The 11,793-nt window shown below is 72.7% G+C and carries 11 protein-coding genes; 4 read left to right on the top strand and 7 right to left on the bottom strand.

The features are described from left to right. Positions 1–348: 348 nt before the first annotated feature. The 3 genes from ftsZ to MLV88_RS12405 all read right to left on the bottom strand — a co-directional run bounded on the left by ftsZ (position 349) and on the right by MLV88_RS12405 (position 3,747). The gene (ftsZ, locus tag MLV88_RS12415) at positions 349–1,560 is read right to left on the bottom strand and encodes a cell division protein FtsZ (protein ID WP_242339187.1); all 1,212 of its coding nucleotides are present in this window, start codon (positions 1,558–1,560) and stop codon (positions 349–351) included. Between the two features lie 17 nt (positions 1,561–1,577). Then, on the bottom strand, positions 1,578–2,807 hold the full coding sequence (gene ftsA, locus MLV88_RS12410; RefSeq protein ID WP_242339185.1) for a cell division protein FtsA: 1,230 nt from the start codon (positions 2,805–2,807) through the stop codon (positions 1,578–1,580). 130 nt (positions 2,808–2,937) lie between these two features. Next, on the bottom strand, positions 2,938–3,747 hold the full coding sequence (locus tag MLV88_RS12405) for a cell division protein FtsQ/DivIB (protein ID WP_242360616.1): 810 nt from the start codon (positions 3,745–3,747) through the stop codon (positions 2,938–2,940). 541 nt (positions 3,748–4,288) lie between these two features. Here MLV88_RS12405 and MLV88_RS24170 point away from each other — a divergent pair. The 3 genes from MLV88_RS24170 (at position 4,289) to MLV88_RS12385 (ending at position 7,859) form a co-directional block, all read left to right on the top strand. Beyond that, positions 4,289–6,703 carry a multicopper oxidase family protein gene (locus tag MLV88_RS24170; protein WP_279324270.1) on the top strand — a complete coding sequence of 805 codons (2,415 nt, stop codon included), beginning with the start codon at positions 4,289–4,291 and terminating at the stop codon, positions 6,701–6,703. 151 nt (positions 6,704–6,854) lie between these two features. Continuing rightward, complete coding sequence (locus MLV88_RS12390; protein ID WP_242339181.1) at positions 6,855–7,103, top strand: hypothetical protein; 249 nt, start codon at positions 6,855–6,857, stop codon at positions 7,101–7,103. A 225-nt stretch (positions 7,104–7,328) separates the two neighbouring features. Further along, the gene (locus tag MLV88_RS12385) at positions 7,329–7,859 is read left to right on the top strand and encodes a gamma-glutamylcyclotransferase (protein ID WP_242339178.1); all 531 of its coding nucleotides are present in this window, start codon (positions 7,329–7,331) and stop codon (positions 7,857–7,859) included. Positions 7,860–7,876: 17 nt separating this feature from the next. Here the strand turns inward: MLV88_RS12385 and MLV88_RS12380 are convergent, their stop codons facing one another. After that, positions 7,877–8,374 carry a hypothetical protein gene (locus MLV88_RS12380; protein ID WP_242339175.1) on the bottom strand — a complete coding sequence of 166 codons (498 nt, stop codon included), beginning with the start codon at positions 8,372–8,374 and terminating at the stop codon, positions 7,877–7,879. Between the two features lie 60 nt (positions 8,375–8,434). Beyond that, positions 8,435–8,779: a cupredoxin domain-containing protein gene (locus MLV88_RS12375; protein ID WP_242339173.1), complete on the bottom strand. Its 345-nt coding sequence runs from the start codon at positions 8,777–8,779 to the stop codon at positions 8,435–8,437. 191 nt (positions 8,780–8,970) lie between these two features. Here MLV88_RS12375 and MLV88_RS12370 point away from each other — a divergent pair, with 191 nt between their 5' ends. Then, positions 8,971–9,849: a hypothetical protein gene (locus tag MLV88_RS12370; protein WP_242339171.1), complete on the top strand. Its 879-nt coding sequence runs from the start codon at positions 8,971–8,973 to the stop codon at positions 9,847–9,849. Here the strand turns inward: MLV88_RS12370 and MLV88_RS12365 are convergent. Both MLV88_RS12365 and murB read right to left on the bottom strand, forming a co-directional pair. Beyond that, positions 9,839–10,765, bottom strand: a complete 927-nt coding sequence (locus tag MLV88_RS12365) for a D-alanine--D-alanine ligase (protein WP_242339168.1) — start codon at positions 10,763–10,765, stop codon at positions 9,839–9,841. The two genes, MLV88_RS12370 and MLV88_RS12365, sit on opposite strands and share 11 nt — an antisense overlap. A 67-nt stretch (positions 10,766–10,832) precedes the next feature. Then, positions 10,833–11,792 (bottom strand): UDP-N-acetylmuramate dehydrogenase, encoded by a 960-nt coding sequence (murB, locus tag MLV88_RS12360; RefSeq protein WP_242339166.1) that lies wholly within the window; start codon positions 11,790–11,792, stop codon positions 10,833–10,835. Position 11,793 lies beyond the last annotated feature (1 nt).

Below are 11,793 nucleotides of genomic sequence, written 5' to 3'. Positions count from 1 at the left end.
GTCGCTCGCCCGTCGCGAACCGTGATCGGACGTTCAGACCGGGGCGCCCGCGGATCGAAAGAGAACGGCCGCCCCGAGGGGCGGCCGCTCTCTTCCTGGCGTCACCGGGAGCCGGCGCCGCTCTAAACGACAGTTCGTGATTCGCGATCACCTTCGGTGACGCGAATCACACTGTCGTTCAGCCATGTTCGAACTGGGGCTGCGCCCCCGCCCCGCCGAGCGAAGCTCGTCGGGGCCCCACCCCGGCTCGCCGGGTCCCGTGCGCCGCCGCGAGCGGCTTCGCCGCATCCGCGGCGTCGCCCCGGCGGGCTCGCTTCGCTCGCCTGTTCGCGAATCATGATCGGCCGATTAGTCCCGCCCGCCGCGGCGCAGGAACGCCGGGATGTCGTACTGGTCCTCGTCGAGCGGCTTGTAGATGGCGGGCTCGCGACGGATCGAGACCGGCGTGCGCACGACGGCGGGCGCGGTCGCCGGGACGGTCTGGCTGGCGAGGCGGATCGGATCCTTCTTCGCCTCGGGAGGCAGCGGCGGCGGCATCGCCTTCGCGACCGGCGCGGTGATGGGCACCTGCACCTGCGTGGCGGGCCGGGCGGTGGGCTTCACCTCCCGCTGGTGGAACCCGGTGGCGATGACGGTGATCTTCACCTCGTCGCCGAGGTGGTCGTTGATCACCGAGCCGAAGATGATGTTCGCGTCCGGGTCCGCCGCGGCCTGCGCCATCGACACCGCCTCGTTCACCTCGAACAGGGTGAGGTCGGGGCCGCCGCTGATGTTCACGAGCAGGCCCGTGGCGCCGTCGAGCGTCACGTCCTCGAGGAGCGGCGAGTTGATGGCGGCCTGCATCGCCTCCACCGCGCGGCGGTCGCCGCCGGCGCGGCCGGTGCCCATGAGCGCGAGGCCCTGCTCGCTCATGATGGTGCGCACGTCGGCGAAGTCGACGTTCACGAGGCCGTGCACGGTGATGAGGTCGGAGATGCCCTGCACCGCGTTGAGCAGCACCTCGTCGGCGCGCTTGAACGCGTCGGCGAGCGACATGTTCTCACCCGCCACCGAGAGCAGCCGCTGGTTGGGGATGACGATGAGCGTGTCGACGGCCGCCTTGAGCTCGGCGAGCCCCTGCTCGGCCTGCTTGCGGCGCTTGTTCCCCTCGAAGAGGAACGGCTTCGTCACGACGCCGACGGTGAGGGCGCCCGTGGACTTGGCGATGTCGGCCACGACTGGGGCGCCGCCCGTCCCGGTGCCGCCGCCCATGCCGGCGGTGACGAACACCATGTCGGCGCCCTCGAGGGCCGACGCGATCTGATCGCGCTCCTCGAGCGCCGCGGTGCGTCCCACCTCCGGGTTCGCGCCCGCGCCGAGGCCGCGCGACGCGCTCCGCCCCAGCTGGATCTTCACGCTCGCCTTGTTGGCCGCGAGCGCCTGCACGTCCGTGTTCGCGGCGATGAACTCGACGCCGTCGAGGCGCCCCGCGACCATCGTGTTGATCGCGTTGCCGCCGCCGCCCCCGACGCCGATCACCTTGATTCGCGCGCCGTCCTGCTTGTCCGTGTACTCGATCATGGCAGGCTCCCCGCGGGCTAGAAGATCTCCCCGAGCCACTCCTTCATCCGGTTCTTCACCTTCCGGTACACGTTCTCCTCGCGGATCTTGAAGTACGGCGAGAGATCCTGCTGCTGGGCCCCGTAGATCACGAGGCCCACCGCGGTCGCGTACATCGGGCTCTTCACCACGTCGACCAGGCCGCCGATGCCGCGCGGCATCCCCTTGCGCACCGGCAGGCCCAGCACCTCCTCGGCCATCTCGGTCATGCCGGCGAGGAGCGTCGAGCCGCCGGTGATGACGATGCCCGAGGCGAGGATCTCCTCCATCCCGCACTTCTGCAGCTCGTGCTGGACGAGCATGAAGATCTCCTCGACCCGCGGCTCCACGATCTCGGCGAGGATGTGGCGGGAGAGGACGCGCGGCTGGCCGCCCCCCACGCTCGGCACCTCGATGGTCTCGGACTTGTCGACCATCGAGCCCATCGCGCAGCCGTACTGCTTCTTGATCCGCTCGGCCTCGTGCGTCGGGGTGCGGAGCCCGACCGCCACGTCGTTCGTGAGGTGGTTGCCGCCGAGGGAGATGACGGCGGTGTGCTGGATCGCGCCGTTGTGGAAGACCGCGATGTCGGTCGTGCCGCCGCCGATGTCCACGAGGCAGACGCCGAGCTCCTTCTCGTCGTCGGAGAGGGTCGCGAGCGAGGACGCGAGCGGCTGCAGGACGATGTCGGCGACGTTGAGGCCGGTGCGCTGCGCGCACTTCACGATGTTCTGCGCGGACGAGACCGCGCCCGTGACGATGAGCGCCTTCGCCTCCAGGCGCACGCCGCTCATCCCGACCGGCTCCTTCACGCCGTCCTGGTCGTCGACCACGTACTCCTGCGGCAGGACATGGATCACCTCGCGGTCGAGCGGGATCGCGACCGCCTTCGCCTGGTCGATGACGCGGTCGACGTCCTGCTGGCGGACCTCCTTGTCCTTCACCGCCACCACGCCGTGCGAGGGGAAGGCCTTGATGTGGCCGCCGGCGATCCCGGTGTAGACGGTGCTGATCTCGCAGCCCGCCATGTGCTCCGCCTCCTCGATCGCGCGCTTGATCGAGGCGACCGTGGCGTCGATGTTGACGACCACGCCCTTGCGCAGCCCCTTCGACGGGTGCGAGCCGATGCCGATGATGTCGATGCCGTCGTCGGTCACCTCGCCGACGATGGCGCAGATCTTCGTCGTGCCGATGTCCAGGCCGACGAGGATGTCCCCGGTTTTCGCCATTGACCACCTCCGGGCGAGTTGGCGCCGTCGCGCTTCGCCCAACCTGCGGCCCTCTCGGACCGCCACCACCGCCACCACCTTCGCGCCGCGCCGACCACCGGCCGCGCCGCGAGCCGAAGCTCGACCCGCGCTAGGGGCTCGCCTGCTCAGGCGAGCCCTTCGCGCGCGACAGCCGCACGGCCACCCAGTCCGGGCGCCGCCGGTTGTCGAGATGCAGCACTTCCGCGCGCTGCCCCTCGGCGTCGACCGCCGCGAGCACGCGCTCCAGTCGCGAGAGCTTCTCGGGAAGCTCCCCCTGTCCCAGCCGGATCTCGACGCCCTCTTCGCCGGCCCAGAGCGTCGTCCCGTAATCCGCGTCGAGGTGGATCTCGGAGATGGGCGCGCGCCTGTCGAGGCCGCGCTCCGTCCAGCGGTCGACGAGCGCGAGCGCGCCCGCGAGGCGCGGCTCGACGTCGTCCCGGTGCTCGACCCACTCCTCGCGCCCGATACCCGTCACCACCGGCAGGTCCAGCCCGTCTCCGGGCGTCGCCCGCTTGAAGACCTCGCCCCGCTCGTCGACGAGGTAGAGCGCACCCAGATCGACGAGGGCGCGCGCGCGCCGCTCCACCACCGCCACCTCGAGCGCCGCAGGAAACCGCCGGCGGACCTCCACCGAGGCGATCCACGGGTGCCGCCGCAGCGCCGCCGCCACCGCGTCGGGATCGACCGCGAGCAGGTGGTCCCCCACCGCCACCGGAGAGAGCTCGAGCAGCTCCTGCGCGGTCGCGCGCGAGAGGCCCTCGAAGCGGATCTCGTCGATGCGCAGCAGGCTGCCCACCACCGCCACGCGCCAGACGCCGAACCCGGCACCGGCCAGGCAGAGGGCGAGCACGGCGAACGGAAACGCGAAGCGGAGGGCCGCCGCGGCCTTGCGCCGCCGCTCCCCCGGAACCCTGTCCACGCGCCGCCGGTTCGGACCCCGCGCCACCGCCGCTCCCCAGCGCCCGGTCACGGGGCCGCCGCACACGGCCGCCGCGCTTCCGGGCGGTATCGCCCGATGTTGGAGGATGGCAGAGGGCCGGGGGGCCGCAAGTTTTCGACCTACACGCGACCCAGGGGCGAGTCCGATCAGCGGGTTGGCCGGCCCTGATGCGGGGGAGGGCCGAGCCGGTGTGGGGCAGGACGGTCGAGGTCGAGGTCGAGGTCACCCGCAGTGAACTGACCGATCTTCGGGCACACGCCCGTCGCCACCTCCACCTGCCGCCGTCCCTTCTTTCGCCCCTGCCGGCGCTCGGGCTCTCGTGGGTCGCTCTACCGCTCGGCGGTGCCCCTCTTCGAGCGGACCTCGATCGACCGATTCTCCAAACGCCCGCGAAAGCCCTGGTGCATCGCCCGGCCGGTACCTCGACTCCTGGGCTAGGGGTCTCCTCGTAGCGTCATCGGGCGGCATACGTCGTGCCACACGAGCACCTAGCGTCGTGGGAGTCGGCAGGGGGGGAAACATGAAGACGACGAGGCGGACGGGCAGGTGGCTGCGCGGTGTGGCGGCGTTGCTGGCGGCGGGGTGGGCGAGCGCTGGAGCGGGTCAAGTGCCGCCGACGGTGCTGGCCGGGAGCGCCATCCCGAAGTGGATGGAGGAGCTACCGCGGATCAACCTCCAGGGCGGGGAGGCCGCGGACACGCCGCCCTGGACCATCGACACGCACTACGGGTACGACCCCTCCACGAGGACGCCCGGGAAGCTCTCGCTGCACATGTGCGAGGTCAGGGTGCAGATGCTGCCGAGGAAGCTCTACGGCCCCACGACGACGTGGGCGTACCGGGCCGGAGGCTGTCCGACGTCGGGTAAGACTCTCGACACGTACCTCGGTCCCGTCGTCGTCGCGCAGCGCGGCATCCCGACCGAGATCACGTACGTGAACGAGCTCGGCACGGTGGCCACCACGAAGCTCGACGCGTACCGGACGAGCACCGACCAGACGCTGCACTGGGCGGATCCCCTCAGCCTCGGCTGCATGATGAAGGCCGCGATGAACGAGTGGAAGGACGCGAACAACAACTTCGTCATGTACCCGCCCCCGGGGGATCCGTGCGCATCGAACTACGGCGGACCGATCCCTGCGGTGGCGCACCTCCACGGCGGCGAGGTGCCGGCCGAGGTCGACGGCTCCCCGGACTCGTGGTTCACCCCGGACCTGGGCGAGGACTCGCGGTTCGGCCCGAAGTACTACACCAAGGGTTACGAGGGGCCCGCGGACGCCGTGCCGGGCAAGGCCGTCTACACGTACCCCAACGTCCAGGAGGCCGCGCCGCTCTGGTTCCACGATCACACGCTCGGCGCGACGCGCCTCAACGTCTACGCGGGGCTCGCCGGCGCGTACCCGCTGAAGGACGATCCGGCGAAGCTCGCGGACTTCCTGCCGGCCGTCGAGGAGACGATCCCCATCGTCATCCAGGACCGGAGGTTCTACACGAACGGTGAGCTCTGGTTCACCGCAGGCCTGAACGGCGGCTTCACCGCGCCGAGCCCGGGCTGGGCGCTCAACCCCGAGCACCCGTACTGGAACCCGGAGTTCCTCGGCGACGCGATCGCGGTGAACGGGAAGGTTTGGCCGCGCCTCGCGATCCCGGCGAAGCGGCACCGCTTCATCATTCTCAACGGCTCGAACGCGCGCACCTACGAGCTCTTCCTCACGAACCCGAAGACGAAGGTGAACGGCCCGGCGCTGTGGGTGATCGGGACCGACGGCGGCTACCTCGACGCGCCCGCGAAGATCGACCCCAGCGCGACGAAGACGATCCCGCAGAAGCTCGTGATCATGCCGGGCGAGCGGTACGAGGTGATCGTCGACTTCACGAAGTACGCCGGCCAGACCCTGCTGCTGCGGAACACGGCGCGGGCGCCCTATCCTGGGGGTGAGACGCCCAATGGCGCCACGACCGGCCAGATCCTCCAGCTCCAGATCGGCCCTGCGGAGCAGGGAACCCCCTACGATCCGGCCGCGCCCGGCGCGATCGTCCGCAAGCAGCCCATGCGGCGGCTCGTCCAGCCCGGCGCGGTGACGCCGAGCGTCGCCCCCGATCTCGTCCGGCAGCTCACGCTCAACGAGGTGATGGGCATGCCGATGACCGCGGTGAACCCCATCAACGGCGCGCTCACCGCGTATCCGGGTGGCCCGCTCGAGATCCTCGTCAACAACACGAAGTGGACCGGCGTCGCGGCGATGGGCGAGCCGAGGACGGACTTCACGCCTCGGGACGGTGACGACCTCGCCTACTCGGAGGTCCCGGTGGAGGGCGACGTCGAGGTCTGGGAGATCGTGAACACCACCGCCGACGCGCACCCGATCCACCTCCACCTCGTGCAGTTCCAGATCCTCAGCCGGCAGAGGTTCGACGCCGCGAAGTACGCGGCCGCGTACGCCCTGGCCTTCCCGGCGGGCTGCACGCCCGTCGACCCCATGGGCACGACCTACTGTCCGGGCTACGGCCCGCCGCTCGCGTACGGGACGAAGGACTCGCCGCAGGCGACCTCGCGCACGATCCCGACCGCCCTGCGCCGCGATTACCCGGTCCGGACGGGCGTCCCGGTCGTGGGCGGAAACCCCGACGTCACGCCCTACCTGCAGGGGCCGGTGCTGCCCGCGGTCACCTACGAGCGCGGCTGGAAGGACACCGTCCAGGCGCCGCCCGGGATGGTGACGCGCATCCTCGTGCGGTGGGGGCCCACCGACACGGCCACCACCGCGGCGGCGAGGTTCGCGTTCGACCCATCGGGCGACGATACGTACAACTACGTCTGGCACTGCCACATCATCGACCACGAGGACAACGAGATGATGCGGCCGGACTTCGTCACGCCGGCTTCCGGCGTGACGCGGGAGTTCACCCGGGGGACGGAAGTCACGAGCTACTGATCATCTCGGCGGCACCCCGGCGCCCCGGTCGCGAGCTCGCGGCCGGGGCGCCGTCGCGAGCTGCGAGCGAGCGCTCGGGAGGGCGCGCCGCGGGAAGCGGAGGCTGCCCCGCGCCCTTGGCCCGCCGGTCACTCCGTGCTCTCATCCCCCCGTGTTCCTCCCCGACGAAGCCGCCGCCGCGCTCGAGGCGCTGCGGCGCACCGGCCACGAGGTGCGGTTCGAGATCAAGAAGGCCTGCGAGCAGGAGCGCTGGCGGCTCAAGGCGCTCTACGACGTCGCGGACGACGACGGGGTGCCGCCCCGCACGATCCACCTCGGGCTCCTCTGGTCCGACGACCGCCAGGGCGTGCGCGATCTCAGGGAGCGGCTCGAGCGGGGCGAGAGCGGCCGGGCGCCGTAGCGCAGTCGCCGCCGCCCGAGGGTCCGCGGTTCGGCCGATGGGCTTTCACGCTCCGCACGGGTACTCGCCGTGAAGGGCCGTCTGGGCGATCGTCGCCCTCCGGAGAACGGAGGCGTCACGATGGATGGCGAGGTGGGGTGCCGGCGCACGTGGAAGCCGCCGCGCGGCGCGCGCCTCTCCCGGGCACGAGCGCCCCGCGACGTTCCGCGGTAGATCGCCGACTGCATGAAGCTCCCCCTCTTCGGCAAGGCGCACGAGGCGACCGCGGGGCCGGACTTCGTCTGGTTCGTGTACGGCTCGTCGCTCGACGGCGAGGCGTTCGCCGCGTGGGCCCAGGAGCACGGCTACGCGGCGCCGTCGTTCGAGGGCGCCCGGCGCGTGCGGCTCGTCGGCTACCGCCTCGCGTTCGACGTGCTCTCCCGCGCGTGGGGAGGCGCGGTGGCGAACCTCGCCCGCTCTCCGGGCGACGTCGTCGAGGGGATCGCGCTGCCCATGCCCGGCGCGTCGCGCGGCCTCGCCGATCACAGGGAGGGGGCGGTCTCAGGGCTGTACGAGGCGTTCGAGGTGGAGCTCTCGCCGGTCGACGGCGGCCCGCACGTCCCCGCCATCGCCTACCGCGCCACCAACTCGCGCCGCCTGGCGAGTGACGCGCCGCCGTCACCCGCCTACCTGGAGGTGCTGCTTCGCGGCGCCCGCGCGCGCGGCCTCTCGGACGAGTGGATCCGGCGCCTCGAGGCGCTCGCGCCGAAGCGCTGAGCCGAGCGCGCTCCCGGTCAGGCGAGCGCGCCCCGCGGCGGCGCCGGGCGCCGGCGGGCGACGGCGAGGTACGACAGCGCCGCGAGCTTCCCGGCGCTCATGGTCAGGTAGCTCGCCCAGCTCCAGGGGATGCCGAGGGCGAAGGCGATCCCCACGAGGAACGCGCCAGTGTCGAGCGCCACGCCGGCGAGCTGCGACCAGAGCACGCGCGCGCGGAACGAGCCGCGCACCTTCGTGAACACGAGCTGGTCGAGGAGCTCGGCCGCGAAGAAGGCGCCGCCGGACACGAGCGCGAGCCGCGGGTTGAACGCGGCGGTGATGAGCGCGCCCGCGAGCGAGGCGAGCCACACCTTGCCGCCGATCTCCTGCTGGGCGTAGTCGCGCAGGATGAACGTCGCGCCCACGAGCAGCGTCGCGAACGAGAACACGCCGCCCCAGGGCGGCCGGACGGGCGGGAACACGACGAAGGCCGCGTTCACCGCGATGATGGAGAGGACGTAGAGGAGCGTGCGCAAGGGGACCTTCGGAGAGCGGCAGAGAGGTATACCCGGAGCGCGGCGCGGCGCACGCCGGCGTCACCGCACCTCGATGACGCCCTGGAACATGTTCATCGCGCAGGCGTACCTGAGCTCGCCGGCGCGCGCCGGCGTGAAGGAGACGGTGACCGGCTCGTTCAGCGGCAGCGGCTGGTGGATGCCGAGCTCGGGGAGCACGAGCTCCTTCGCGCAGGTCTCGTCGGTGGTGCGCGTGACCACGAGGGTGAGGGGGACGTCCTTCCTCGCCTGCACCTTCCAGGGCTCGAAGCCGCGCTTCGTCACCGTGATCCTCACCGGCTCACCGGGTCCGGGGCGGCGATCGCAGGCGGCGAGGCCGGCGAGGGCGCCGAGCAGGGCGACGAGGGCGAGGGTGGGGGTGCGCATCGGGCATTCTCCTTGCGTCGCGCGCCCGCGTCCCGGGCGCGGCGGCGCAGTCTCGCATGCATGCGCGTCGCGCGCGACACCATCGGGGGAAGGGCGCGCGGGCTGCGCCCGCGGTCGATGGGCCGACGCGGCGCGTCCGGCGCGACCGGGGAGTCGCGCGCGGGCAGCGCCCGCACCTAGCGTCAGCCAACGTGCTGAGCGCGTCCCTGCTGCTCGCGTCCCTCGCCGCCGCTGCGACCGCGGCGTGGCCCGGCTCGCCCGACTGGCCGCTCGTCCCCGGCATGATGGGCTACAACGCGCTCCCGGTCCTGCCCAACGTCGACCCCGTGATCGGGACGCGCGTGGAGGTGGAGCTGTCCGCCGCGGCACAGGTCTCCGGCCTCGCGCTCCGGGATCACGCCGCCACCCCCTACCTCCGGCTGCTGTTTCCGTTCCGCGAGACCGCCGCGCTGGAGGTGGACGGGACGCCCATCGAGATCTGGCGCACCTCCACGGCGACGCAGCACCGGCTCGGAGCGCGCTACCGTGCGGACGGCACCCCGGGAGACGCCCGGTTCGGCGCACGCTTCCTCCTCCTCCGGGAGCGCGCGGCGCCCGCGATCGGCCTCCGGCTCAGCGTGAAGTCGGCCACGGGCAAGGGGCTCGCCTCGCGCCGGTTCACGAACGCGCCGGGCTACGCGATCGACCTCCTCGCGGGCAAGGACGTCGGCGCGCTCGGCGCGGCGCGCCTGCGCGCGCTCGGGCGGGTCGGCTTCGTCTCCTGGCAGTTCGCGCAGAACCGGCAGGACGACGCGTTCGCCTACGGCGGGACCCTGCGCGCGAGCGGCCCGTCGGGCGCGGCGGTCGAGCTCGAGTGGCGCGGGTACGCCGGGTGGCGGTTCGCCGATCGCCCGAGCGTGCTCGGGCTCGGAGCGATCGTGCCGGTGCGCGGCGGCGAGCTCAGGGCGGCGCTGAACGCCGGGGTCACCGCGGACGCCCCGCCGCTCGAGCTGCGGGTCGGCTACGTGTGGCGCTTCGAGGTCCCGGCGCTGCTGCGGGCGGAGGGGCCGGCGGCGCGGCCTACGCCTTGAGCGCGGCGCCGTCGAGGATGCGCTCGCACAGATCGGGGAAGGCGAGCCCCAGGCCGGCGGCGATCTTCGGCACGAGAGAGGTCGCCGTCATGCCGGGGAGGGTGTTCACCTCGAGGATGAACGGCGTGCCGTCGGGCGCCACGATGAAGTCCACGCGGCTCACCCCGCTGCAGCCGAGCCCGCGGTGCGCGACCTCCGCGGCGGCCATCACGCGCGCCACGTGCGCCTCGGGGATGCGGGCCGGGTAGTAGTACTTGGTGGTCCCGGCGGTGTACTTGGCGGCGTAGTCGTAGAACTCGTTCGCGGGGGCGATCTCGATCGCGCCGAGCGCCTTGCCCTCGAGCACGGCCACGTTCACCTCGGTGCCCTTCACGTAGCGCTCGACGATGACGTCGCCCTTGTAGCGGGCCGCCTCGCGGCACGCGTCGGCGAGCCGGGCCGCGTCCTTCACGATCTGCACGCCCACCGAGGAGCCCTCGCCGGCGGGCTTCACGACGCAGGGCACGCCGAAGGGGAGGTCCGAGGCGCGGATCTCGGCGGCGCGCCCGGGCGGGAACGCGCGGTACTCGATGACGTCGAGGCCGAGCGCCTTGAAGATCGCCTTCGAGACCGTCTTGTCCATGCCCATCGCGGACGCGGTGACGCCGGAGCCGGTGTACGGGATCTCCATGCACTCGAGGAGCCCCTGCACGCAGCCGTCCTCGCCCCAGCGGCCGTGCAGCGCGACGAACGCGACGTCGATCCGGAGCTCGCGCAGCCGCGCGGCGAGCTCGGTGTCCACGTCCACGAGCGTGACGTCGTGGCCCTTCGTGCGGAGCGCGTCGGCGCAGGCGGCGCCGGTGCGGAGCGAGACCTCGCGCTCCGAGGAGCGACCGCCGTACAGCACCGCGACCTTCTTGCCCGTCCACTTGCCCATTGTCCGTCTCCCGATCCTCAGACAGCGACCTCGAACCCTACCGCGACCTCGCTCACCATTCCGCGGCTCACTCCCCGCGCAGCGCCTCGAGCTCCTCTGCAAGGAACTCGCCCACGAGCCGGACCTCGGTCTCGAGCGCGAGGCCGAACCGCTCCTTCACCTTGCGCCGCGCGAGCGCCATGAGCGCGAGGACGTCGCGCGCGGTGGCCCCGCCGAGGTTCGAGATGAAGTTCGCGTGGACGTCCGACCACGTGGCGTTCCCGACACGGTACCCCTTGAGGCCGACGGCCTCGATGAGCCGGCCGGCGAAGTCGCCCGGGGGGTTCGTGAACGTCGAGCCGAAGGTGGGACGGTCGAGCGGCTGCGTCCGCCGGCGCCGATCGCGGTCCTCCTGCATGACGCGCGCGCTCTCGGCCACGTCGCCCGGCCGCAGGGTCACCGCGAGCCGCGTGACGACGGCGCCCGCGGGGAGGAGGCAGGTGCGGTAGGCGAAGCCGAGCGCCGCGGCGGGGACGAACCCCGCGCCGTCGGCGGTCGCGAGCTCGACCTCGGTGACGACGTCCTTCATCTCGCCGAGGGTCGTCCCGGCGTTCATCGCCACCGCGCCGCCGAGCGTGCCGGGGATGCCCGCCACGAACTCCACCCCGACGAGGCCCGCTGCGTGGGCCTGGATCCACAGCCGGGTGGTGGGCGCGCCGGCGCCGAGCACGAGCCGGGAGCCCTCCCGGCGCTCCTCCCCGAACCCCTGCGGCAGCCGGAGGACGACGCCGCGCACGCCCGCGTCGGCGACGAGGGTGTTCGCGCCGCCGCCCAGGATCGTGAGCGGCACCCCGAGCTCGCGGACCGCGCGGAGCAGCGCCGCGAGCGCGTCGGGATCCTCCGGGCGGACGAGGAGGTCGGCCGGACCGCCGACCCGCACGGCCGTGCGCGGCGCGAGGGGCGCGTCGCGCACGAGCTCCCCGCGCACCCGCCGCGCGAGCTCCGCGCGCCAGTCGGCGGCGCCCGCCCCGAAGACCGCGCCCGGCACG

Source organism: Anaeromyxobacter soli, from assembly GCF_022808855.1.
GTDB lineage: Bacteria > Myxococcota > Myxococcia > Myxococcales > Anaeromyxobacteraceae > Anaeromyxobacter > Anaeromyxobacter soli.
Note: the sequence above shows the minus strand (reverse complement) of the source record. Positions and strands in the feature narration are given on the sequence as shown.

Excerpts from the sequence above, each read along its gene's own strand:
- ftsZ (WP_242339187.1), bottom strand. The coding sequence starts at position 1,560 with ATGATCGAGTACACGGACAAGCAGGACGGCGCGCGAATCAAGGTGATC.
- ftsA (WP_242339185.1), bottom strand. The coding sequence starts at position 2,807 with ATGGCGAAAACCGGGGACATCCTCGTCGGCCTGGACATCGGCACGACG.
- MLV88_RS24170 (WP_279324270.1), top strand. The coding sequence starts at position 4,289 with ATGAAGACGACGAGGCGGACGGGCAGGTGGCTGCGCGGTGTGGCGGCG.
- MLV88_RS12385 (WP_242339178.1), top strand. The coding sequence starts at position 7,329 with ATGAAGCTCCCCCTCTTCGGCAAGGCGCACGAGGCGACCGCGGGGCCG.
- MLV88_RS12375 (WP_242339173.1), bottom strand. The coding sequence starts at position 8,779 with ATGCGCACCCCCACCCTCGCCCTCGTCGCCCTGCTCGGCGCCCTCGCC.
- MLV88_RS12365 (WP_242339168.1), bottom strand. The coding sequence starts at position 10,765 with ATGGGCAAGTGGACGGGCAAGAAGGTCGCGGTGCTGTACGGCGGTCGC.